This window comes from Streptomyces sp. NPDC031445 (assembly GCF_055581365.1).
The window spans coordinates 386,437-408,811 of the sequence record NZ_JBVIJO010000001.1 but is presented as its reverse complement, the minus strand read 5'-3'; the positions used below and the strand labels follow the sequence as shown (position 1 = coordinate 408,811).

22 protein-coding genes and 1 pseudogene are annotated in these 22,375 nt (G+C 73.0%); 11 read left to right on the top strand and 12 right to left on the bottom strand.

Annotation, left to right across the window (positions count from 1 at the left end):
- Window positions 1-6: 6 nt before the first annotated feature.
- Together ACZ5DC_RS01625 and ACZ5DC_RS01620 are read left to right on the top strand one after the other, a co-directional pair.
- Complete coding sequence (locus ACZ5DC_RS01625; protein ID WP_468648298.1) at window positions 7-807, top strand: alpha/beta fold hydrolase; 801 nt, start codon at window positions 7-9, stop codon at window positions 805-807.
- Window positions 804-2,069: a cytochrome P450 gene (locus ACZ5DC_RS01620; protein ID WP_468648296.1), complete on the top strand. Its 1,266-nt coding sequence runs from the start codon at window positions 804-806 to the stop codon at window positions 2,067-2,069. Before ACZ5DC_RS01625 ends, ACZ5DC_RS01620 begins: the two co-directional genes overlap by 4 nt.
- Here ACZ5DC_RS01620 and ACZ5DC_RS01615 read toward each other — a convergent pair.
- The gene (locus ACZ5DC_RS01615) at window positions 2,046-3,266 is read right to left on the bottom strand and encodes a damage-control phosphatase ARMT1 family protein (protein WP_468648294.1); all 1,221 of its coding nucleotides are present in this window, start codon (window positions 3,264-3,266) and stop codon (window positions 2,046-2,048) included. The genes ACZ5DC_RS01620 and ACZ5DC_RS01615 overlap by 24 nt on opposite strands.
- Before the next feature lie 22 nt (window positions 3,267-3,288).
- Window positions 3,289-3,936: a ScbR family autoregulator-binding transcription factor gene (locus tag ACZ5DC_RS01610; RefSeq protein ID WP_468648292.1), complete on the bottom strand. Its 648-nt coding sequence runs from the start codon at window positions 3,934-3,936 to the stop codon at window positions 3,289-3,291.
- A 430-nt stretch (window positions 3,937-4,366) separates the two neighbouring features.
- On the opposite strand from ACZ5DC_RS01610, the gene ACZ5DC_RS01605 reads away from it, so the two are divergent.
- Entirely contained in the window at window positions 4,367-5,332 is a 966-nt protein-coding gene (locus ACZ5DC_RS01605; RefSeq protein ID WP_468648290.1) for a lytic polysaccharide monooxygenase auxiliary activity family 9 protein, read from the top strand.
- An 18-nt stretch (window positions 5,333-5,350) separates the two neighbouring features.
- Here ACZ5DC_RS01605 and ACZ5DC_RS01600 read toward each other — a convergent pair whose 3' ends face one another.
- On the bottom strand, window positions 5,351-6,001 hold the full coding sequence (locus ACZ5DC_RS01600) for a Tat pathway signal sequence domain protein (RefSeq protein ID WP_366748144.1): 651 nt from the start codon (window positions 5,999-6,001) through the stop codon (window positions 5,351-5,353).
- 639 nt (window positions 6,002-6,640) lie between these two features.
- On the opposite strand from ACZ5DC_RS01600, the gene ACZ5DC_RS01595 reads away from it, so the two are divergent.
- From ACZ5DC_RS01595 to ACZ5DC_RS01585, 3 genes are all read left to right on the top strand, one after another.
- Window positions 6,641-7,351, top strand: a complete 711-nt coding sequence (locus tag ACZ5DC_RS01595) for a DUF6230 family protein (protein ID WP_468648288.1) — start codon at window positions 6,641-6,643, stop codon at window positions 7,349-7,351.
- Window positions 7,345-7,806 (top strand): DUF6114 domain-containing protein, encoded by a 462-nt coding sequence (locus ACZ5DC_RS01590; protein WP_468648286.1) that lies wholly within the window; start codon window positions 7,345-7,347, stop codon window positions 7,804-7,806. The genes ACZ5DC_RS01595 and ACZ5DC_RS01590 overlap by 7 nt, the downstream gene beginning before the upstream one ends.
- A gap of 209 nt (window positions 7,807-8,015) precedes the next feature.
- On the top strand, window positions 8,016-9,017 hold the full coding sequence (locus ACZ5DC_RS01585) for a sporulation protein (RefSeq protein ID WP_468648284.1): 1,002 nt from the start codon (window positions 8,016-8,018) through the stop codon (window positions 9,015-9,017).
- A 24-nt stretch (window positions 9,018-9,041) separates the two neighbouring features.
- Here ACZ5DC_RS01585 and tatA read toward each other — a convergent pair.
- Together tatA and ACZ5DC_RS01575 are read right to left on the bottom strand one after the other, a co-directional pair.
- Window positions 9,042-9,212, bottom strand: a pseudogene (tatA, locus tag ACZ5DC_RS01580) (Sec-independent protein translocase subunit TatA); the annotation flags it as partial.
- 208 nt (window positions 9,213-9,420) lie between these two features.
- Window positions 9,421-9,795, bottom strand: a complete 375-nt coding sequence (locus ACZ5DC_RS01575) for an ArsR/SmtB family transcription factor (RefSeq protein WP_468648282.1) — start codon at window positions 9,793-9,795, stop codon at window positions 9,421-9,423.
- Window positions 9,796-9,998: 203 nt separating this feature from the next.
- On the opposite strand from ACZ5DC_RS01575, the gene ACZ5DC_RS01570 reads away from it, so the two are divergent.
- Window positions 9,999-10,454 (top strand): tellurite resistance TerB family protein, encoded by a 456-nt coding sequence (locus ACZ5DC_RS01570; RefSeq protein WP_171151786.1) that lies wholly within the window; start codon window positions 9,999-10,001, stop codon window positions 10,452-10,454.
- 166 nt (window positions 10,455-10,620) lie between these two features.
- Here the strand turns inward: ACZ5DC_RS01570 and ACZ5DC_RS01565 are convergent, their stop codons facing one another.
- Complete coding sequence (locus ACZ5DC_RS01565; RefSeq protein ID WP_468648279.1) at window positions 10,621-12,378, bottom strand: aromatic amino acid lyase; 1,758 nt, start codon at window positions 12,376-12,378, stop codon at window positions 10,621-10,623.
- An 89-nt stretch (window positions 12,379-12,467) separates the two neighbouring features.
- On the bottom strand, window positions 12,468-13,430 hold the full coding sequence (locus ACZ5DC_RS01560) for an ABC transporter substrate-binding protein (RefSeq protein WP_468648277.1): 963 nt from the start codon (window positions 13,428-13,430) through the stop codon (window positions 12,468-12,470).
- A 287-nt stretch (window positions 13,431-13,717) separates the two neighbouring features.
- Between ACZ5DC_RS01560 and ACZ5DC_RS01555 the strand changes: the two genes are divergently transcribed.
- Genes ACZ5DC_RS01555 through ACZ5DC_RS01540 form a run of 4 tightly spaced genes read left to right on the top strand, consistent with a single transcriptional unit; the run spans window position 13,718 to window position 17,870 of the window.
- A complete protein-coding gene (locus tag ACZ5DC_RS01555; RefSeq protein ID WP_468648275.1) occupies window positions 13,718-16,363 on the top strand; it encodes a sensor histidine kinase in 2,646 nt (881 codons plus the stop codon).
- Entirely contained in the window at window positions 16,360-16,836 is a 477-nt protein-coding gene (locus ACZ5DC_RS01550) for a roadblock/LC7 domain-containing protein (RefSeq protein ID WP_366748152.1), read from the top strand. Before ACZ5DC_RS01555 ends, ACZ5DC_RS01550 begins: the two co-directional genes overlap by 4 nt.
- A 28-nt stretch (window positions 16,837-16,864) precedes the next feature.
- Complete coding sequence (locus ACZ5DC_RS01545) at window positions 16,865-17,281, top strand: DUF742 domain-containing protein (RefSeq protein WP_468649887.1); 417 nt, start codon at window positions 16,865-16,867, stop codon at window positions 17,279-17,281.
- On the top strand, window positions 17,268-17,870 hold the full coding sequence (locus ACZ5DC_RS01540) for a GTP-binding protein (RefSeq protein WP_132783182.1): 603 nt from the start codon (window positions 17,268-17,270) through the stop codon (window positions 17,868-17,870). Before ACZ5DC_RS01545 ends, ACZ5DC_RS01540 begins: the two co-directional genes overlap by 14 nt.
- 3 nt (window positions 17,871-17,873) lie before the next feature.
- Here ACZ5DC_RS01540 and ACZ5DC_RS01535 read toward each other — a convergent pair whose 3' ends face one another.
- The 5 genes from ACZ5DC_RS01535 to murC all read right to left on the bottom strand — a co-directional run bounded on the left by ACZ5DC_RS01535 (window position 17,874) and on the right by murC (window position 22,369).
- Entirely contained in the window at window positions 17,874-18,542 is a 669-nt protein-coding gene (locus ACZ5DC_RS01535) for an ABC transporter permease (RefSeq protein ID WP_366748153.1), read from the bottom strand.
- Window positions 18,539-19,192 carry an ABC transporter permease gene (locus tag ACZ5DC_RS01530; protein WP_468648271.1) on the bottom strand — a complete coding sequence of 218 codons (654 nt, stop codon included), beginning with the start codon at window positions 19,190-19,192 and terminating at the stop codon, window positions 18,539-18,541. The genes ACZ5DC_RS01535 and ACZ5DC_RS01530 overlap by 4 nt, the downstream gene beginning before the upstream one ends.
- Complete coding sequence (locus ACZ5DC_RS01525) at window positions 19,189-20,322, bottom strand: ABC transporter ATP-binding protein (RefSeq protein WP_468648269.1); 1,134 nt, start codon at window positions 20,320-20,322, stop codon at window positions 19,189-19,191. The genes ACZ5DC_RS01530 and ACZ5DC_RS01525 overlap by 4 nt, the downstream gene beginning before the upstream one ends.
- Before the next feature lie 231 nt (window positions 20,323-20,553).
- Entirely contained in the window at window positions 20,554-20,961 is a 408-nt protein-coding gene (gene msrB / locus ACZ5DC_RS01520; RefSeq protein ID WP_366748156.1) for a peptide-methionine (R)-S-oxide reductase MsrB, read from the bottom strand.
- A gap of 16 nt (window positions 20,962-20,977) precedes the next feature.
- Window positions 20,978-22,369, bottom strand: coding sequence for a UDP-N-acetylmuramate--L-alanine ligase (gene murC / locus ACZ5DC_RS01515; protein ID WP_468648267.1), 1,392 nt, complete (start codon window positions 22,367-22,369; stop codon window positions 20,978-20,980).
- Between the last annotated feature and the right edge of the window lie 6 nt (window positions 22,370-22,375).

The window sequence follows — 22,375 nt, the reverse complement described above, 5'->3', positions numbered from 1 at the left end:
AGGCGCATGACCTCCTTCGTGCTGCCCCATGAGGTGCACGGCGACGGCGCCCACAAGGTGTTCGCCGTGCACGGCTGGTTCGCCGACCGGTCCGCCTACGCGGCCGTCCTGCCGGACCTGGACCGCACCTCCTTCAGCTACGCGCTGGTGGACCTGCGGGGTTACGGCGAGGCCCGGGACGCGACGGGCTCGTACACGACGGCCGAGGCGGCCGTGGACCTCGTGGGGCTGGCGGACCGGCTCGGCTGGGAGCGGTTCTCGGTGGTCGGGCACTCGATGGGCGGCGCGGTGGCGCAGCGGCTGCTCGCCGTCGCCCCGCACCGGCTGCGCCGGATCGCCGGGGTGTCCCCCGTGCCGGCGTCCGGAATGCCGCTGGCCGGGGAGCAGGCGGCGCTGTTCAGGGACGCGGCGCACCGGGCGGAGAACCGGCGCGCGATCATCGACCTCACCACCGGTGGCCGGCGGCCCGCCGCCTGGCTGGACCGGATGGTCGCCCGCTCGCTGGAGCGCAGCGACCCGAAGGCGTTCCGGGCCTGGCTGGACTCGTGGGCGGGCGAGGACTTCACCGCCGACGTCGTGGGCAGCGAGGTGCCGGCGCTGGCCGTGGCCGGCGCGCTGGACCCGGCGCTGTCCCCGGAGGTCGTGCGGCAGACCTGGCTGGCCTGGTACCCGCGCGCGGAGCTGGCCCTGCTGCCGGGCGCCGGTCACTACGCGATGGACGAGACACCGCTGGACCTGGTCCGTGCCGTCGAGGACTTCCTGCGGGCCGACGGCCCGGGCGGCACCGGGGCGGGCGGGGTGGCGTGAGCGCGCGGGAGGCGCCGCCGGTCCCGGACGTCTTCGATCCGCGCCGGTACGCCGCCGGGGTGCCCTACGGCGACTACCGCGTGCTGCGCGACCACCATCCGGTGGTCTGGCAGGAGGAACCGGAGGTGCTGGGCTGGCCCGCCGGGCCGGGGTTCTGGGCGGTGACCCGGCACGCGGACGTCGTGCGCGTGCTGAAGGACGCGGGGACGTACTCGTCGTACGCCGGCGCGACCCAGATCCGTGACCCGGACCCGGAGGACCTGCCGTTCATCCGGCGGATGATGCTCAACCAGGACCCGCCGGGGCACGGGCGGCTGCGGCGGCTGGTGAGCCGCGCCTTCACGCCGGGGCGCGTGGACCGGTTCGCGGCGGTCGCCCGGGAGCGGGCGCGCACGCTGCTCGCGGGCGCCGTGGAGGCGGCGCGGGCGGGGGACGGCACGGTGGACCTGGTGTCCGCCGTCACCGACGAGTACGCCCTGCTGAACCTGGCGGACCTGCTCGGCGTCCCGGAGGGCGACCGGCGGCTGCTGCTGCGCTGGACGCGGCGGGTCATCGGCTACCAGGACCCGGACGAGGCCGGTCCGCCGGTGCTGGACGGGGACGGCCGGCCGGTGAACCCGCGGTCACCGGCGATGCTGGCGGACATGTTCGCCTACGCCGGACAGCTGGCCGCCTACAAGAGGCGGTATCCCGCGGACGACGTCATGACGACGCTCGCCCACGACGCCGAACTCGCCGGTGCCGAACTGGAGATGTTCTTCTTCCTGCTCACCGTGGCGGGCAACGACACCGTGCGCGCCGCGGCCCCGGGCGGGCTGCTGGCGCTGGCGGAGCACCCGGAGGCGTACGAGCCGCTGCGCGCCGGGCAGGTGGCCGTGGCGTCCGCCGTCGACGAGCTGCTGCGCTGGCATCCGCCCGTGCTGACCTTCCGCCGGACGGCCGTGCGGGACACCGAACTGGCGGGGCGCGCGATCCGGGCGGGCGACAAGGTCGTCGTGTTCCACGCCTCGGCCAACCGCGACGAGCGCGTGTTCACCGCTCCAGACCGGCTCGATCTCACCCGCTCCCCCAATCCGCACGTCTCCTTCGGGGACGGCCCGCACGTGTGCCTGGGCGCTCACTTCGCCCGGCTGCAACTGCGGCTGCTGCACGAGGAGGTGCTGCGCGTCCTGTCCCGGCCGCCGCGTCCGGCCGGGCCGCCCGGACGGCTGGTGTCGAACTTCATCAACGGCATCAAGTCACTGCCGCTGCACGTCACCTGAGGCGCCCTTCCCGCCGCCCTTCGGGTCGGTCTGGATCAGCGCGTGCGTGCCACTGGTCCGCCAGCTCTGCCCCTCGGCCGCCACCAGGCCGGCCTCGGTCGTCGCGGACAGGCCGGTGATCACGTCGGACTTGAGGGTGCGCAGGGCGGCGACCGGGCCGGGGAAGTACGCGGTCGCCTCCCGGAAGGGCGTGGTGGGCGGCCAGAGCCGGTCGCCCACCAGACGCCGGTAGTTGAGGTCGCCCTTGACGATGGTCAGCGTGGCCGCGGCGAACTCGGCGCGCAGGTCGTCCGGCATCGCCGCGTACGGCAGCGGGGCGCAGGAGAAGGGATGGGCGCGCACGGTGAGCCGCCCGTCGGCCATGGCCGACCAGAGCAGGCGCCCGTACTCGGCGGCCGTCCCGTGGGCCGCGCGCAGCCGGTGCAGCGCGTCGACGACGTCGGCGGTGGTGGCGTCGGAGACGTAGTACGGGTACGGCTTGACGTGCAGCACCGCCCGCGCGGTTTGGCCCTCGGCGAGGAGGTGGGCGATCAGCAGGAGGTCGGGGACCAGTTCGCGGCCCGCGTTGTCCGCGACGAGCACGAGCGTGCCGGTCCCGGCGGGCGGCAGCAGCGACCACAGGGTCTCGCTGTCGTCGGCGACCAGCGCGGGGGCGGGTTCCCCGGCCCGTGCGGCCGCGGCGGAGAGCCGGAAGCCGAGGTCGGCGCGGTTGCCCCACAGCGAGCCGTGCAGCAAGGCGCGGGCCCGCTCGTCCCCGGGCAGGTCCCGCAGGCCGTCCAGGGCGGCCAGTTCCTCGTCGGTCTCCGGGGCGTCGAGCTCGGCGCGTTTGAAGGGGCGGAAGGGGTCGACGCCCTGCCAGGCGCCCGGCCCGAACCAGCCGACGGCGTCCAGCAGCCGGCGGTAGAAGTAGCTCTCGGCCCACAGCCAGGGCACGTCGTACCAGGACCGCCCGGCGTGCTCGGCGAGGCCCCAGTCGTGCCACCGGTCCCGGTCCGGGGCGTCGGCGGGAAGCGGTTCGACGGTCCCCTCGGTGCAGCTCTTCAGCAGCTCGTCCAGCGCGGTGTGCTGCCCGGGGCCGTAGGGGAAGGCGTCCCGTACCTGCCGGATGATCGCGGGGTGCCGTTCGGCCAGCACGCTGTGCGGGAACGAACCGGGCTCGTCGCCGAGGATCACGGGTGCGAAGGGGATGTCGGGCATGTCCGTCACCGTATCGCGGGCGTCAGGCGGTGCGGATCTCCCGCTCCAGCTGCGTGGCGAGGGTGACGTAGCGGGGGCGGCGGTGCACCGGGACGAGACCGCGGATCATGAGGTGCCACATCTCGGCGACCCTGCGCGGCAGCCGTCCGACCGGTTCCAGCGAGCGGCCCGCGACCCGGGTGCCGATGAAGAAGCAGACGAGGGAGTGGGCGACGACGCCGACGTCGAGATCACCGTGCACGTCGGCTTCCCGGACGGCTCCGGTGACCTTGCGGGTGGCGAATTCGAGCCACTCGGTGAACGGGTGCCGCAGCGGCGGCCGTACGGCGATGTCCGCGGTGGCCAGGCGGAGTCCGGCGCGCGGCACCGGGTCCTCCACGGCGAGCCGGGCGATCCCGAACGTGGTGCGCATCAGGGCCTCAAGCGAGGAGCTGCCGCGGTTCTCGACGTCGGCGACGAGCTGCCGCGCGGCCTTGGCCTGGAGTTCCAGGATGGCGTGGGCGAGGTCCTCCTTGGCGGCGAAGTGGAAGTACAGGGCGCCCTTGGTGACCTTCGCGTGTGCGACGATGTCGCTCAGGCTGGTGGACTCGTACCCGTGCCGGTCGATCAGATCGGCGGCGGCCGTGATGATCGTCGCCCGGGTCTGTTCGGCACGTAACTGCCTTGGCATCCTGGACCCCCTTCTCGCGCATAAAAGAACAGGACATGCGGTTTGTTTATGACTCGTTGCATACGATAACTCACCGTGCGGCAACGGGAGTCCGGCGGGCCACGCGCGCGGCAGGCCACGCGTCATCGCCCCGCTCGACGCCGGCCGGCTGCTCCGCACCTCTTCAACGGGCGAGACCTCATGGTTTCCCCTTCGTCGCCGGCCGCTGTCAGGCAGCCCCGGGGCGACAGGCGCCGCCCCATGATCGCCACGATACGAGGCGGACGCCCGACTCCTCAATGGGGTGTGGAAGCAGGCGCAAAACAGCCGAACCGGTCGGTGCTTTCGCGCCCCCCGCACGCGGGTGCGCCGGACCAAGCTGAACGCGGCGGCCGGCGGGGCCGTACTGGACTCCGCGAACCCGTTCCCGCGCCCGCCGAGGAGACGCCGGATGCATCGGACGACCCGGACGACCGCCCGCCTGAGCGTCAGGACGGCCGCCGCGACGGCGCCGCTCCTGCTCCTGCCGTGGGTGGCAGGACCCGCCCAGGCGCACGGGGCCCCCACGGACCCGGTCAGCCGGGTCTACGCCTGCTCCCCCGAGGGGGACGCCACCCGGACGCCGGCCTGCCGCGCGGCGATCGCGGCGAACGGCGGTCCGTTCACCGCCTGGGACAACCTGCGGGTGGCGGGGGTGGCGGGCCGCGACCGGCAGGTGATCCCGGACGGCAGACTGTGCAGCGGGAACCTGCCGGCGTACCGGGGGCTGGACCTGGCCCGGCGGGACTGGCCGGCGACGCGGCTGGCGCCCGGCGGCCGCCTGACGCTGACCTACGCGTCGACCATCGCGCACACGGGCACGTTCAGGTTGTACCTGACCAAGCAGGGCTACGACCCCTCACGGCCGCTGACCTGGTCCGACCTGCCCGCGCGCCCCTTCGCCGAGGTCACGGACCCGCCGCTGCGGGGCGGGGCGTACCGCGTGAACGCGGCGCTCCCGGCGGACCGGACGGGGCGTCAGGTGCTCTACACGATCTGGCAGAACAGCAGCACGCCGGACACGTACTACGCGTGCTCCGACGTGGTCTTCCCGCAGCGCGGGAAAGCCGCCGGGGCGGCGGGGTCCACCCGGCCCGCTCCGGCGGCTGGTTCAGGGGCCGCACCGGCCGCGTCGGCTTCATCCGCCGCGCCGGCTTCCCCGGAGCCGGGTTCACCGGCGGCCGGTTCGGCCGCGGGATCCGCCCGCGGTGAGGAGAAGGCCGGGACCGCCGTCGGCGACGGGGCCCCGGTCGCGGAGACCAGGCGCGGCGGCCCGGGCCCCTCGGCGCCCTTGCTGGCGGGCGGCGCCACCGCGGTGCTGCTGCTCACCGGGGGCGCCGCCCTCACTCTGCGGCTGCGCCGTCCACGACGGCACTGAAGCAGACGATCCGGCCGGTCAGTTGACGTAGACCCGGGCTCCCGCGTCGGTGACGGGTGCGTACTTCGCCGTGAAGTAGCCGTTGGCGAAGCACAGCGACGAGCCGGACGTCTTGGTGAACTGCTGGTTGGTGAAGGTGATGCTGCTGTCGGCGTTGTCGGCCTTGCCGGACAGGCCGGGCGCCTGGTACACGCAGGTCACGCTGCCCAGCAGGGTGCGCAGCTGGACGGTGGCCTGGATGACGGAGCCGCTCGCGGGCGAGACGGTGAGGGCGCCGCTCGAGGTGATCGTCGCCGAGTACGGCAGGTTGTTGATGGTGACGCCGTTGACGCCGAGGACACCGGTGACGTTGCTGGTGCAGGTGCTGCTGTCGAAGGTGTGCGCGGTGACGGACTCGGTGGCCGTGCCGGGTGCGGTCGGGTTGCCGGTGACCTTGGCGGTGAACTGCGAGCCGGTGCACTTGATCCCGCTGGTGCCGGTCGCGCTGGAGTAGAAGGTGGCGGAGGTGCCGGAGGCCAGCGGCGCGGTGAGCGTGTCGCCGACGGCGACCGCGGTGCCGCCGGTGCTGCCGGTGGTGAGGACCGTGCCGGCCGCGGAGGCCGGGGTGGCCCACGCGAGGGCGAGCGCCGTGGCGGTACCGGTGAGTGCGAGGAGGGAGCGCGTACGCATGCGGGTGCCTCTCTTCCAGAGGTGGGGGGACAGATGAGGTGAGGTGGGGGGTGGAGATCGGTGCGGATGCCGCCGGCGCGGGGCCGTCACGCCTTCTCCGTACGCGGCGGACCCGCGACGGCGGCACACCGGGCACCGGTCGGAGGCCTCGGGGGAAGACCTCCGGCCGGGCCGGGCACAGGGGCGGCCCGGCACGGAGAGAAGGAGGAAAGGACCGTGCCGGAGCCGCGCTGCGAGGTGGAGCGGTTGCCGTGACAGGGCCGGGAACGCGGCCGGTGCCGCATGAGGGACGTGGTGGGTACCACGCCTGACGCGACGGGTGCCGCTTGCGGGATCCGGCGCCACGGATCCGTGGAAACAGGGGAAGTTGTAGACCTGATCAACCGTCAGGGTCAAGTGGTTGAAAGCCAGTTGACCCAGGCCGGTTGCCGTCCGTGCACATCCGACACCCTTTTTCACAACTCTCTTGACCCTTGAATGTAACCGGCGGTAACTTCCTCGGAGGCTACTGCCGCGTAACGAGAAAGCCCTTGCGCCCGCCGGGAGTTGCGAGGAGGCGTGCGCGGCATCCGCTGTCCGCGCCAGGACACCGCGCCACTGAAGCCCAACCCGCACTGATCCGCGCCCATGGGAGCAGACATGGCCTCGTCCCCGGACGTCCCGTCCGCCGGCAACACCCCCGACATCCCGGGAAGCGACACCCCGGGAAGCGCCACCCCGCCCGAAACCCGGAACGCCCCCGGGGCCACCGCCGGCGAGAGGCGCGGCCGTGTCCGCGCCCGCCGGGCCGCCGTGATGGCGGTGCCCGCGACCCTGGTCGCCGCCGGCCTCGCGGTCCTCACCGCGCAGGGAGCGCTGGGTGTGCAGTTCGCCATCTCCGGCATGCCGTTCACGGTCACCGCCACGGAACTCAACGGCACCGGGTTCGAGCAGTTCGGCGGGCTCGACAACATGGCGGACGGCAGCCCCAACGCCGGGGACACCGGCGGCCAGGTGCTCGTCATCACCTCCGCGATCAAGCACGCCACCCTCACCAAGCTGTGCCAGAGCGTCGACCTGGGCGGCACCAACCTGCTGATCACCGCGGGCGGCGGGGCCGACAAGGTCAGCGCCACCGACCTGACCACCGACTCCACCGAGCTGTCGGGTGACGCGGCGTTCAACAACATCGAGATCGGCAACGACGCCAGCACGCTGACCAAGGCGGGCGTGAAGGGCCCGATCGGCGTCTTCAGCCAGCAGGCCGACACCGTGCGGATCGCCCATCTGCGGCAGACCAACTACGCGACGACCGCTGGCGTGTTCAAGCTGCCGGGTCTCAAGCTGCGCTTCAGCGACTCGGGTTGCTGATCGCCGTGCCGGACCGTCCACGTCTGGGACCCAGGCTCGCCTTCCGCGGATGGCGGGCCCGCCGGCCGTTCTGGGGCGGGCTGCTGCTCGCCCTCGGCGGCGGCGAGATCCTGCTCACCGAGAAGGCCTCGCTGAAGGTCGTGCTGCACATCGGCATGCAGGGCCTGGCGGGGTACCTGCTGCCGACCCTCATGGTGCTGCTGGGCCTGCTGATCCTCTTCAACCCCGCCCAGCGGCTCTTCTACTCCATCACCGGCATCCTGCTCTCCCTGGGCAGCTGGCTCACCTCCAACCTGGGCGGTTTCTTCATCGGCCTGCTCCTCGGCGCCGTCGGCAGCTGCCTCGCCTTCGGCTGGCTCCCGGACCAGGAGCCACGCGTCAGCCGCCGCAAACGGCGCAAGCAGGAGCGGGCCGAGGCCCACGCCCTGACGTCGGAGGGTGCGGGCACGGCCTGAACCGGGGCCTGGGCATGCCCACGTCCTGTCGTCGCCGACGCCTCCGTGCCGCAGGAGTCCTGGCGCGCCGGGAGCCGGCGACGCGGATCATCCGCCGGGATCACCCGAACAGGTGACTTGGGAACTACTTTGCCCGTGCCGGGAGTTCATCGGGCAGTCGGACGGCGGTGAAGTGCCGTCCGTGACGCGATGAACGAAGGAGCTACGGCATGGTGTTCAAGAGGCTGCTGGGCGCGATCGGGGTCGGCGGCCCCTCCGTGGACACGGTGCTGGACGGCGGCGCGGCGCTGCCCGGCGGCACCCTGACGGGCCGGGTGCTGCTGCGCGGCGGCGCGACGGCCGTGGAGGTCGAACACATCGGCCTGGAGCTGATCGCCCGTGTGGAGGCCGAGCACGCGGAGGGTGAGAGCGAGGGCACGGTCGCCTTCGAGCGGTTCACCGTCGGCGGTGGTTTCCGGCTCGGCGAAGAGGAGGAGCGCGAGCTTCCGTTCAGTGTCCCGCTCCCCTGGGAGACCCCGGTGACCGAACTGCACGGGCAGCCGCTCGGCATCGTGCTGGGCGTGCGCACCGAGGTCGCGGTGGCCGGCGCCCGGGACAAGGGCGACCTGGACCCGCTCGCCATCCGCCCCCTGCCCGTGCAGGAAGCCGTCCTGGAGGCCCTCGGCGCCCTGGGCTTCGGCTTCCGCTCGGCCGACCTGGAGTACGGCCGCATCGGCGGCACGGGCCAGCAACTGCCGTTCTACCAGGAGATCGAGCTGACTCCCGCCCCGCAGTACGCGCACGCGGTGAACGAGATCGAGCTGACCTTCCTCGCCTCCCCGCTGGGCGTGGAGGTGGTCCTGGAGGCGGACAAGCGCGGCGGACTGTGGTCGTCGGGGCACGACGCCCTGACCCGTTTCACCGTGCGCCACGAGGACGCGCCGTCCCTCGACTGGCAGAGAGAGGTGGACGGGTGGATCCGCCAGGTGACCGAGCACCGTGACGCCTACGACAGCCACGCGGCGTACGGCCACGGCGGCGCGCACCTGCCCGGTCACCACTCCCCCGACGGCCACCGCTCCGGCCCGGGCCTGGGCACGGCCGTGGCCGCAGGCGCGGCCGGCCTCGCCGTGGGTGTCGTGGGCGGCATGATGGCCGCGGAGGTCGTCGACGAGATCGGGGACTTCTTCGAGGGAGAGGAGGAAGAAGGCGACGAAGGCGACAAAGACTAGGGACAGCGGGGGCGCTCAGCCGGCGGAGCCCTGCGTGCCGTCCTCCTCCTTCATCGCCTTGGCCTCGCTCTTGAGGATGCGCATCGACTTGCCCAGCGCACGGGCGGTGTCGGGGAGCTTCCGGGACCCGAAGAGCAGGAGGAACACGACCGCCACGATCAGCAGATGCCAGGGCTCAAGTCCGTTGCGGAGCATGACAGCCCCCTTCTTTGTCTCGCTTGTCTCACCTTGCGGCGAAGCTTGCCATGTTGCGCAACTGTACAACCCGGTCCGGACGGGAAGACGCGCACCCACCCCGGGGTCCGGGCGGTGGCGCGGGCCGGTGTCCGGGGCGTCGAGGCTCCTGGGGGACGACGACTGGAGGACGGCTGAACGACGGCTGGAGGACGGCGCCGTCCCGGGGTCAGAGGCCGCGGAGCCGGCGGGCCGGGACGGTGGCGCGCGCGGGCGCCTCCCGCTCGACGAGCCGGCCGACGACACGGTGGACGACGTCGACCACGGCGGCCTGTTCCGCTGTGTCGACGAAGTACACCTGGCGGCGGCCCTCGCGGCGGGAGCGGACGAGGCCGGCGAGTTTGAGCTTGGTCAGGTGCTGGCTCACGGCGGGCAGGGCGCCGCCGACCCGCTCGGCGAGGCCGGTCACGTCACTCTCGGCCTGGATCAGCGCCCACACGATGTGCAGCCGGGCGGGCGAGGCGAGCAGTCCGAAGGCGGCGGCCGCCTCGGCGAGCACCTCGGCGGAGGGGTCCTGGTGGCCGGTGCCGGGCGCTGTCGCCACTGTCGCCTTCCTCCGCCGGAATCGTCATGGGCTCGTCGCGGGTTCGTCGCTGTGTGCCCACTGTGTGCCCACTGTGGTTCGCCGTGTTCGCGGACACAGTGTAGATCTGTGGAACTTCCCGGTCGCTCCATTAGTTTCTACGTTGCTGTAGAAATTGCTGTCGGGCTGCCGGAAGCACCCGGCTGACGATATGAGGAGTACGCATGGCCCTGTGGGACCGCATCAAGGAGTCGGCGTCGCAGATGCAGACGCAGTTGGTGGCGAAGAAGAACGACCTGAAGAGCGGCGCGTTCCGCGATGCGAGCATGGCGATGTGCGCGTTGGTGGCCGCCGCCGACGGCACGGTGGATCCGTCGGAGCGGCAGCGGGTCGCTCAGCTCATCGCCACCAACGAGGTGTTGCAGAACTTCCCGGCGGACGACCTCCGCCGGCGCTTCGAGGAGAACCTGAACAAGCTGACGGCGGACTTCGCCTTCGGCAAGGTGAGCGTGCTGCAGGAGATCGCCAAGGCGAAGAAGAAGCCCGCCGAGGCGCGGGCCGTCATCCAGATCGGCATCGTCATCGGTGGCGCGGACGGCGACTTCGACAAGGACGAGCAGGCCGTGGTGCGCGAGGCGTGCTACGCGCTGGACCTGCCGCCGCACGAGTTCGACCTCTGAGCCCTGGGCAGGGCGCGTGGCTGAGGGCACGTGCGACGACCTCGGACGTGCCCTCGTCCACACCCCAGCCGAACGGAGGCCACCACTCCGGTACCGGCCACTCCCGCACCGGCCACTCCGGCACGGACCAGTCCGGCGTCTGCCGCTGCCGCACCGGTCCCCGCGCTCACAACTCCGCGAGGCGTGGCAGCAGTTCGGTCGCCGTCTCGATGTCCCCGGTCAGCGGGCGGTCCTCCAGGCCGGTGGGCAGCACGGCGGCGGCGAGCGCGAGGGCGGGGAGGGCCGGCGGTTCCGGACGCAGACGCAGGGCCCTGACGGCGGACACCAGTTCGCAGGCGAGGACGTTGGCGTAGGCGGCGCGGGCCCGCTCCGTCTGGCGGGCCGCCTGCCCGGCGAAGCCGGCGGCCTCCTCCAGGCCGTGGGAGAGGACGGCGTGTCCGGCCGAGGCCGGCGCGGCGGCGCCGGCACGCAGCTCGGCGAGCGCCGAGTTGGCGGTGTACTCCAGGATCATCGTGCCGGAGCTGCCGGCCGGGCCGGTGGCGAGGAAGGCGGGCAGGCCGGTGAGGTCGGGGCGGCTCAGCGCGGAGAGTCGTGCGGCGGAGAGCTGCGCGGTCTTCAGCAGGGCGAGGTTCAGGCCGTCGAGCGCCAGCGCGAGGGGGGCGGCGAAGAAGCCGCCGTGGTGGTAGAGGTGGCCCTCGGGGGTGAGGACGGGGTTCTCCGAGGGGCAGTTGATCTCGGTCTCGACGATCCGGCGCAGCGCGGCCGAGGCGTCGAGGGCGGCGCCGTGCACCTGCGGGAACGCGCGGAATCCGTACGGGTCCTGAATCCGCCGGTCCGCTGCGGGAGGTCCGTTCCCCACGCCCGTCGCCGGGTCGTCGGGCAGCCCGAGCAGACGCCGTACCTCGGCGGCGGCACGGGCCGGGCCGGGGTAGGGCCGCAGGGCGTGCACCGGCGCCGCGTACGCCTCCGGCGAGCCCGACACGGCGGCGAGGGACAGCGCCGCGACCACGTGCGTGGCCCGCAGCAGCAGTTCGGTGCCGTGTCCGGCGAGGGCGGCCTGCGCGAGGGCGAGCGCGTTGCTGCTGAGCAGGGCCAGGGCGTCCCCGGCCCGCAGCGTGACCGGAGCGGGCAGTCCACCTGCGGCCAGATCCCCGTCGCCGGTGCCCGCACCGAAGCCCGCACCGACGCCCCGGGGACGGGCCTCGCCGACGTGCGCACCGTCGACCGTCCCCGTCAGGTCCGCCGCTGCCAGGGTGGCCTGCTCCGCACCGGCACCGACGGCACCCACGCCCACGGCACCGAGAGCACCGGCACCGGCACCGGCACCGGCAGGCGGCCGTTCCTCGCTGAGCACACCCCCACCCGGTACCGCCGCCGGTGGGCCCGGCGCGTCCTCGGGCGTCAGCCACGGGCGTTCGCCGAGGAGGGTCAGGCCCGTCTGGGCCAGCGCCGTCAGGTCGCCGGTGCCCACGCCGCCGTACTCGTTGACCGCCGGGTGCACGCCGAGGCGCAGGGCGTCGGTGAGGGCGGTGACGAAGGACGGGTGGATGCCGGAACCACCGGCCAGGAGCTGGTTGGCGCGGATGGCGAGCATCGCGCGCACCGTGCGGGCCGGCAGCAGCGGACCGGCCCCGCCGGCGTGACTGCGCAGCAGACGCAGGCCGTGGGCGGTCTCCTCCGCCGGGTCGACGGCGACCGAGCGGTGCGCGCCGACGCCGGTGCCCCGGCCGTACCAGCGGCCCGTGGCGGCGAGCCGGTCGGCCGTCTCGCGGGCGCGGCGGACCCGCTCCAGGGCGCCGGGGTCGACGGCGGGTACGGCCGCACCCTCCGCGAGCCGGATCAGGGCGGGGAGGGTGAGACCGCCGCCGTCGAGCGGGACGCGGGTGTCCCCTGGCTGCGGGGGCACCCGTGTGGTCACGTCCACGGTGGTTCCTGACAGTTCCTGGTCGTTCCAGTCGTTCTTGCTGTTCTGGTCGGCCGAGCCCCGCCGGACTCAGTCCAGTCCCGCCGGACTCAGCCCAGCCCCGCCGACTTCAGCCACGCCTTGGCGACGTCCAGCGGGTCCTTGTTCTGGGCCTGCACCTGGGTGTCCAGGTTCAGCAGGGTCGCGGTGTCGAGCTTGGCGGAGGCGGCGTTGAGCGCGGCGACGCCCTCCTTGGACAGCGCGCCCTTGTAGGCGAGCGGCTGGACGTTCTCGAAGCCGAACAGGTTCTTCGGGTCCTGGAGGACGACGAACTTCTCCTTGGAGATGTTCGGGTCCGTGGTGAAGATGTCAGCCGCCTGCACGGCGTCCTTCTTCAGCGCCGCCAGCGTGAGCGGGCCGCCCGCGTCCAGCGCCTTGAAGGACTTGAACTCCAGGCCGTAGACGGACTTCAGGCCCACCAGGCCCTGCTGCCGGGTCTGGAACTCCGGCGAGGCGCCGATGACCAGGTCCTTGGCGACGTCCTTCAGGTCGGCGATGGAGGACTTCTCGGTGAGCTGGTACTTCTTCGCGGTGGCCGCGTTGACCGTGATCGAGTCCTTGTCCTGCGCCGGCGCCGGGTCGAGCAGCGTGAGCTTGGAGTCCAGCTTGGCGCTGATGGCGTCCGTGGTCTCGGCGAGGGTCTTCGGGGCGGCCTTCGGATCGAGGTAGGCCAGCAGTGCGCCGTTGTACTCGGGCAGGACCGAAATGGAGCCGTTCTTGATCAGGCCGTAGGTCGTCTCGCGGCTGCCGATGTTCGGCTTGTACGTGACCTTGATCCCCTTGGCCTTGAGTGCTTCGCCGTAGATGTCGGCGAGCAGGGTGCTCTCTGGGAAGTTGTTGGATCCGACGACGACGGTGTCGCCGCTGGCCTTGCTGTTGTCCGACAGGGGGTTGTCGGACGTGCCGTCGTTGGAGGAACAGCCCGCCAGCAGAGCCGTAGCCGCCGCGAGGGCGACCGCCGCCGCGCCTCGGTTCCTCCGGATGGACCTGCTGATGTGGGTCGTAAAAGTCACGCGCTGATCCAATCCAGCCAGTTCTCGGTCAGTCAAGGGCATCAGATCACCGATTGGCCTCGATCTGCGGTCACTCGTGCACACAGAGCATTCTCTTTGTAACGGATTCTTGATGAAAGGTGAGCTGATCGACACCTCAAGAGACCTGTAGTCTCACCCGAGTTGGTTTCGACCACAGCGGTGCGCGGGGCCCGCTCCGGTGTCGTGACGCAGGCGTTCGGGGGGCGACAGCCCTCAGGTCCGGGAGTGACGGCTCCCCCGGACAAGACACCCATGAAGGAGGCCCGGTGTCCACGAACCAGGTGGACGCGCCCGACCGGCACGCCCCCACGCGGGGCGGAGCGCGGGGATTCGCCGACCGCTGGCCCTTCCGGCGCAAACTCAATCTGCTCCTCGGCATTCCCCTCGCGGTCATCGCGGTCCTGCTGGCGTACCTCTTCACCGACCTGGTGCGGCAGTCGTCCAGCGCCGCCTCGGCGGCCCGGCTGGTGCGCGACAGCGCCCAGGTGGCGCGGCTGGTGGACCGGGTCGAGGCCGAGCACCAGCAGGCCATCCTGCTCTCCACGCGCTACGAAGCCGGGGACGCGAAGCCGTCGACGTCCGCCTACCGTGCCGCGCAGCACGCGGTCGACTCCCAGGTGGCGAAGGTGCGCGAGGCCTTCGGGGACCGGCTGCCGGAGGGCGAGGCGCAGGCGCTGCGCGGGGTCGAGGGCCTCACCAGCCTGCGCACCTCGGTGGAGCAGTCCTACCTGCCCGCGGACAACATCGACCCGGCCTACGCGGGCGCCGCCCAGAGCCTGATCGACGGCCTCGGCCTCGACCGCGACGCCGACCTCGCCGAGACCTTCACCGGCAGCCTGCTGGACTCCCTGCTGCGCGCGGACGCCGCCCACGGCGCCTTCGAGACCAACGTGTTCGCCGCCACCACGGGTGACACCAACGCGCAGATCGAGTTCACCAGCGCGGTCGGCGCCTACGAGCTGTACACCCACCAGGCCCAGCGCTTCGCCCGGTTCGCCACCGACGCGCAGGCCGCGCGGTTCTCCGGCATCGAACACACGCGGGCGGAGAGCGAGATCACCGAGGCGTACGCCGAACTCCAGGTCGGTGCCGGCCGGCTGGAGACGACCGACAAGGGGCTGCTGCGGCGGGCGGTGCAGGACGCGCTGGCCGACTATCCCGCCTACCCCGAGCAGGCCGCCGCCCGGCTGAAGATCACCACCGCGCTGATCGGCCAGATCGCCGACCGGGCCGACGGCGCCGCCGAAGGCGCCCGGTGGCGGGCCGGCCTGCTGCTGAGCGGTGCGCTGATCGCCTTCGCGCTGTGGATCGCCTTCGCGGTCCTGGTGCGCCGCTCGGTGGTCCGGCCCGTGCAGGCGCTCACCGGTGCCGCGCGGGAGGTCGCCGAGGTCGCCGGGCGGGAACTGGCCCGGGTGGCCGACGACGACGCCGAGGACGACGGACCGCCGCGGCTGCGGGACATGCCGGTCACGGCCCGCGACGAGATCGGCGACCTGGCGGAGGCGTTCAACCGGGTGCAGACCACCGCCGCCGCGCTGCTGGAGCGCCAGGTGCTCAGCCGGCGCAACACCGCGGAGATGTTCGGCAACGTGGGCCGCCGGGTCAGCAACCTCACCACCCGGCAACTCGCCCTGATCGACGCGGTGGAGCGGGGGGAGACCGACCCGGCGCTGCTGGAACGGCTGTACTCCATCGACCACATCGCCGTACGGCTGCGCCGCAACGCCGACAGCCTGATGCTGCTGGCCGGCATCCGCGAGACGGTGCTGGACGCGGGCCCCACCGCGCTGTCCACCGTCGTACGGGCCGCGCTCGGGCAGATCGAGGGCTACCAGCGGGTACGGCTGTACGCCGCGTCGGACGCCCTGGTCGAGCCGGACGTCATCGGTGACCTCACGCTGATGGTGGCCGAGCTCCTGGAGAACGCGGTGGCGTTCTCGCCCGAGGGCAGCCCCGTCGAGGTCACCGTCCGCTCCGGCACCGAGGGCACGCACGTCGTGGTCACCGACCACGGCCTCGGCATGAGCGCCGAGCGGCTCGCCGAGGAGAACGCCCGGCTGATCCGCCGCGAACGGCTGGACCTGGTCCCGACCAAGGTGCTGGGCCTGTTCGTGGTGGGCGCGCTGGCCCGCCGCTGGCAGATCGGGGTCGAACTGACCCGCACGCCGGGCGGCGGTGTGACCGCCGAGGTGACGCTGCCGGCCTCGCTGCTGCTCGCCCCGGGCGCGGGGGCGCAGGCTGCGCCGGCCGCGGCGCCCGCACCGGTGGCCGCGGTGTCCGGCCCGGTATCCGCGCGGGGCACGCTGCCGCCGGGCACCGCCCACGAGAAGGCACCGGCCGGCGGCACCGCCCCGGACGAGCACGCCCGCGCCGAACACGGCGGCCCGCTCCCCCGCCGCATCCCCCGCCCCGCACCGCGCGGCACCGACGCGCCGGCCCCTTCGGGGGAGCAGAGGCCCGGCACGGCCGAACACGGCGCGCGCCCGCTGCGCCGCCGGGTGCGCGGTGCCACGCTGCACACCACCGCCGGCGCCGCGCCGACGGTGCCGGCGACCGTGCGACCGCTGGACGCCGAGGCCGTCCGCGACGCGCTGGAGGAGTTCGAGGACGCCGTGGAACGCGCCCGGCGGGACAGCGACACGGTCAGCTTCGCCCGCCCGGTGACCACCGGCGGGTCCCCTCGGGGGAGCGGCACGGCCACGGCGACGGACCAGGACGGCGCGACGGCGGCACCGCGCCGGCCCCGCCCGGCCGGTGCCGCCGCAGCCACGCCCCCGTCCCACCCGGACGCCACCCCGACCGCCGCCCGGCCCCCGCGCCCGGACGGCACCCCGCCCCGGACCGACGGCACCCCAGCCGCCGGCCGCCCGCCGCACGACCCGAACCACCTTCCGGAAGGAGCCGAGCAGTGAGCACGTCGACAGGTGACAGCCCGACGGGCGGCACCACGCCCACCGACCTGAAGGCAGCCGCGGCCGACTTCACCTGGCTGCTGAGCCGCTTCGCGACCGAGACCGCCGGCGTCGTCGACGCCATCGCCGTGTCCTCCGACGGCCTGCTGATCGCGGTGTCACAGCTGCGCGAGCACGCCGACTCCGAGCGGCTCGCGGCGATCGTGTCCGGCATCACCAGCCTGGCCGCGGGCGCCTCCGGCAACTACGGCCTCGGCGGACTGAACAAGGTCATCATCGATCTGGAGGGCGGTCACGTCATCGTCTCCGCGATCGGCAGCGGCGCCGTGCTCGGCGTCGTCACCGACAAGGAGGCGAAACTCGGCAACATCGCCTACGAGATGACGCTGTTCGCCAATCGCGCCGGTGCCGCGCTGAGCCCGCAGCTCGTGCTGGAGCTGAAGAACAGCGTGGGCACGGCGGCGGCCCGCTGAGGAGGAGAAGGTTTCCATGGCGGACGGCATGGCGGACGGCATCGCGCCTCCGGGCCCGGACCCGGCCGGCCCCGTCCCCGCCGTACGGCCGTACCTGGTCACCGCCGGCCGGGTCGCGGACGCCGCCTCCGGCCGGGCGCTGCCGGTGGAGACCCAGGTGGTGTCCACCGCCGACGGTCTCGGCGCGCTCGGCCGGCTCTCCTTCGAGCAGCACGACATCGTCGCCGCCTGCCGGCTGCCGCAGTCCCTCGCGGAACTCGCGGCCCGGCTGCGGCTGCACCTCAACGTGGTGCGCGTCCTGGCCGAAGACCTGCGCGAGGCGGGACAGCTGGCGGTGTACGTGCCGGACGCCGAGGCCACCCACGACGCGTCCGTCCTGCGCAGGGTTATCGATGGCCTGCGGGCCATCCCCGACTCCCGAGGGGTACCGAGTGACACCGACTGAACCGCTCCTGGCCCGGGGCCCGGCCGCGCCTGCCGCGGTGCGGCCGCCGCTGCCGGTGAAGATGGTGATCGCGGGCGGTTTCGGCGTGGGCAAGACCACGGCCGTCGGCGCGATCTCGGAGATCGAGCCGCTGACCACGGAGGCGTCGATCACCGAGGTCGCGGCCGGTGTGGACGACCTGACGCACACCCCGCGCAAGACCACGACGACCGTCGCGATGGACTTCGGCTGCATCACCATCGACCCGACGCTGAAGCTGTACCTGTTCGGCACGCCAGGGCAGGAGCGCTTCGGGTTCATGTGGGACGACATCGTGGAGGGCGCGGTCGGCGGGCTCGTCATCGTCGACACCCGCCGGCTGGACGACTGCTACGCGGCGGTGGACTACTTCGAGCACAAGGGCATCCCGTTCGCCGTCGCGGTGAACGCCTTCGACGGCCGGGTGGAGCACGCGCTGGAGGACGTCCGCTGGGCGCTGGACGTCTCCGACGGCGTGCCCGTCGTGGTGTTCGACGCCCGGGAGCGGGGCTCGGTGCGGGACGCGCTGCTCGTCGTACTCGAACTCGCGCTGGCCCGCACCGAGCGGTGACCGTCAGGCGCTGCGGCGTACTCCCGGCGACACCGTGAGCCGGGACGCCGCCCAGAACACGGCGAGGGTCGCGAGGGCGAGGCCGGCGACGAGCGTGGCGCCGCCGACGACCTTCTCGTAGTTCTTCTGGTACAGGCCGTCGATGATGTAGCGGCCGAGGCCGCCGAGGCTGACGTAGGCGGCGATGGTGGCGGTGGAGACGATCTGGATGGCCGCCGTGCGCAGGCCGCTGAGGATCAGCGGCAGCGCGACCGGCACCTCCACCTGGAACAGCACGCGGGCCTCGGGCATGCCCATGCCCCGGGCCGCGTCCACCGGGGAGGGGTCGACGGAGCGGACCGCCTCGTAGGTGGTGACCAGGATCGGCGGGACGGCGAGCACGACCAGCGGGATCATCACCGGCAGCAGCCCGAAGCCGATCCAGATGAACATCAGCACCAGCAGGCCGAAGCTGGGCAGCGCGCGGCCGGCGGTGGCGATGAGCGCGAGGGCGTTGCCGCCGCGCCCGGTGTGGCCGGTGAGCAGGCCGACGGGCAGCCCGATCGCGGTGGCGATCAGCAGGGCTTCCAGGGAGTACTTCAGGTGCTCGGCGAACCGGGTGGGGATGCCGTCGTAGCCGTGCCAGTGGGCGCCGTCGCTGAAGAAGGCGTGCGCGAAGTTCAGGACGTTCACCGGGTGGCACCCTTCCGCGGCATCCAGGGGGTGAGGAGGAGGCGGACGAGGACCAGCACGGCGTCGGCGAGGATGCCCAGCACCGCGATGGTCAGGACGGAGTTCACGGCCAGCGCGGGCCGGTGGTAGGTCTGGGCGTCGTAGAGCATGTTGCCGAGGGCGCCCTGGTTGCCGATGAGCATGCCGACGCTGACCAGGGAGATGCTGGAGACGGTGGCCACCCGCAGCCCGGCGATGATCGCGGGTACGGCGATGGGCAACTGGACCTGGAAGTACCGGCGTACGGGTCCGAGGCCCATGGCCTGGGCGGCGGCCAGGGTCTCCGGCGGCACCGAGCGGACGCCGTCCACGATGGCCGGGACGAGCACCACCAGGCTGTAGAGCGCGAGCGGGATCATCACCGTCGTCTCGCTCTGCCCGAAGTAGTCGATGAGGACGACGAAGAAGGCGAGCGAGGGGATGGCGTACAGGACGGTGGTGATGCCGAGGACGGGCGGGTAGATCCAGCGGAACCGCACGCACAGCTGGGCGATCGGCAGCGAGACGAGCAGTCCGGCGAGCACCGGCAGGAGGGCCTCGCGCAGATGCAGCCCGATGAGACCGGCGTAGCTGTGCTGGAGGTCGCTCGGGAGGTCGAAGAAGCCGTTCATCGCCCGGCCTTCGCGTCGGCGCGCTCCGCCACCCGGCTGTGGGCGGCGCGGATCGCCTCGCCGATGACCTGCTGGGAGACGACACCGACCGCGCGTCCCTCGCCGTCCACCGCCACGGCCCAGCCGGTCGGCGAGAGCACGGCCCCGTCGAGCGCGGTGCGCAGCGAGTCGGTGCCGGGCACGAACGGCCGCCCGTGGTCGAGGAGTCGCTCCCGGTCGATGGCGCCGGCGGTGAGCCGGTCCGGTTCGCTCCAGCCGAGCGGCCTGCCGTCGAGGTCGGTGACGAGGAGGTACGGTGCCGCGGCCGCCCGGGCGGCGAGCTTGCCGGCGTCGGCGTCGATCGGGACGACGGGCCCGGTCTGCAACTCCAGGTCGCTGGACGGGAAGAAGGAGAGCCGGCGGATGCCGCGGTCGGCGCCGAGGAAGTCCTCCACGAAGGGGTCGGCGGGCGCGCTGAGCAGTTCGGCGGGCGGGGCGAACTGGGCGAGCCGGCCGCCGGTGCGCAGCACGGCGACCTTCGTGCCCAGTTTGATCGCCTCGTCGATGTCGTGCGTGACGAAGACGATGGTCTTGCCCAGCTCGTCCTGGATGCGCAGGAGTTCGTCCTGGAGCCCCTTGCGGACGACGGGGTCGACGGCGGAGAACGGCTCGTCCATCAGCAGCACCGGCGGGTCGGCGGCGAGGGCGCGGGCCACGCCGACGCGCTGCTGCTGGCCGCCGGAGAGCTGGTACGGGTACCGCTTGGCCAGGGCGGAGTCGAGCCCCACCCGCTCCATCAGCTCGGCGGCCCGGGCCCGGGCCCGCTGCTTGGTCCAGCCGAGCAGCCGGGGCACGGTGGCGATGTTGTCGAGGATGGTGCGGTGCTGGAAGAGCCCGGCGTTCTGGATGACGTAACCCATCGACCGGCGCAGGGTGTTGACCGGCTGCTGCCGGATGTCCTGGCCGTCGAGGAGGATGCTGCCCTCGCTGGGCTCCACCATCCGGTTGATCATGCGCAGGGTCGTCGTCTTGCCGCAGCCGGAGGGCCCGACGAGGACGGTGATGGCGCGGTCCGGTATGTCCAGCGACAACCGGTCGACTGCGACCGTGCCGTCGGGATACCGCTTCGTGACTGAATCTATCCGTATCAAAACGCCGCGTACCCTTCGGGCGACCGATCCTGGGCTGATGCGGGGAGAGTCTAGACCGCCAGTGTTTCGGCATTTTGGCGGGAGAGCGTTCACCCCCGGCCCACCGGGCGACGGCGGGCCCCCGTGGCGCGAACGGATCCACCGCGCCGCACCCGGCACCCGCGCGGGGACCCCGCGCCGGGGCGGCCGGGGCGCCGGCCCCGGCCGCCCCGGCGGTTCCACAAGGGGACCTCAGCCCTCCTGGGGCTCCAGCCGCAGCGAGATGGAGTTGATGCAGTACCGCTGGTCGGTCGGGGTCGGGTACCCCTCGCCCTCGAAGACGTGCCCGAGGTGGGAGCCGCAGCGGGCGCACCGCACCTCGGTGCGGACCATGCCGTGGGAGCGGTCCTCGATCAGCTCCACGGCGTCGGTGTCCTTCGGGTCGTAGAAGGACGGCCAGCCGCAGTGCGACTCGAACTTGGTGCCGGAGGTGAACAGCTCCGCGCCACAGGCCCGACAGGAGTAGACGCCCCTGGTCTTGGTGTCCGTGTACTCACCGGTGAAGGCCGGCTCGGTGGCGGCCTGGCGCAGTACGGCGTATTCGGCGGGGGTCAGCTCCGCGCGCCACTGCTCGTCCGGCTTCTCGACGTCGTACGACATCAGTTTCTCAGCCCCTTCACTGCGACAGGCGGTCCAGGATCAGCGGGCCCAGGTCTGTCACGTCTCCCGCGCCCATGGTGAGAACGAGATCACCGGGCTTCGCCATTCCCGCGACCGCCGCGGGGATCTCCGCCTTGGCGGACACCGCGGTGACGTCGGCGCCGGCCGCCCGCGCGGCCTCGATGATCAGCTCGCTGGTGACGCCGGGGATCGGGTCCTCGCGGGCCGGGTAGATGTCGAGGACCAGCGAGGCGTCGGCGAGGGCCAGCGCCTGCCCCATCTCCTTGCCCAGCTCCTGGGTGCGGGAGAACAGGTGCGGCTGGAAGACGACGAGGATGCGGGCGTCACCGGCGGCGGCGCGCATGGCCTCCAGGTCGGCGGTCATCTCGGTCGGGTGGTGGGCGTAGGAGTCGATCACCTGGACGCCGGCCGCCTCGCCCTTGAGCTGGAGGCGCCGCTTGACGCCGGTGTAGGCGGCGAGCGCGGGCGCGAGCCGGTCGGCCGGGATGCCGAGGGCGGCGCCGGCGGCGAGCGCGGCGACCGCGTTGAGGGCGTAGTGCCGGCCCGGCACGGACACCCCGAAGGTCAGCTCCTGCCCGTCGAGCACCACGGTGACCTGGCTCTTGAGCCCCTGCGGGGCGACCGACAGCACGCGTACGTCCGCGTCGGCGGCCTCGCCGTAGGTCACGATCCGCACGCCGCGGTCCCGCACGCGCCGGGTCAGCTCGCGCGCGCCCTCGTGGTCGGCGGAGACGACCAGGGTGCCGCCCTCGGTGATCCGGTCCACGAACGTCTCGAAGGACTCGTGGATCTCGTCGATCGAGGCGTAGTTGGCGTGGTGGTCCAGCTCGACGTTGAGGACGATGGCGACCTCGGGCGCGTACGTGTGGAAGCTGCGGTCCGACTCGTCGGCCTCGGCGACGAAGATGTCGCCGTCGCCGTGCAGCGCGTTGGAGCCCGGCGCGTCCAGGTCGCCGCCGATGGCGTACGACGGCTCCAGGCCCAGCTCGGTGAGCGAGACGGCGAGCATGGAGGTGGTCGTGGTCTTGCCGTGCGTACCGGCCACGGCGATCGGCCGCAGCCCCTCCATCAGCGCGGCCAGCGCGTCGGAGCGGTGCACCACCGGGATGCCCAGCTCGGCGGCGCGGGCCAGCTCGGGGTTGTCCTTCCGGATCGCCGACGACACGACGACGCAGCTGGCGTCGTCGGCCAGGTGCTCGGCGGCGTGCCCGATGTGCACGGTCGCGCCCAGCGCCCGCAGCGCCTCGGCGGTCGCCGACTCCTTGGCGTCGCTGCCGGCGACCCGGGCCCCGCGCTGGGCGAGGATCTTGGCGATCCCCGACATCCCGGCGCCGCCGATGCCGATGAAGTGCGGTCGGTCCATGGCGTCAGGAAGGCCGGGTGCCATGCGTTT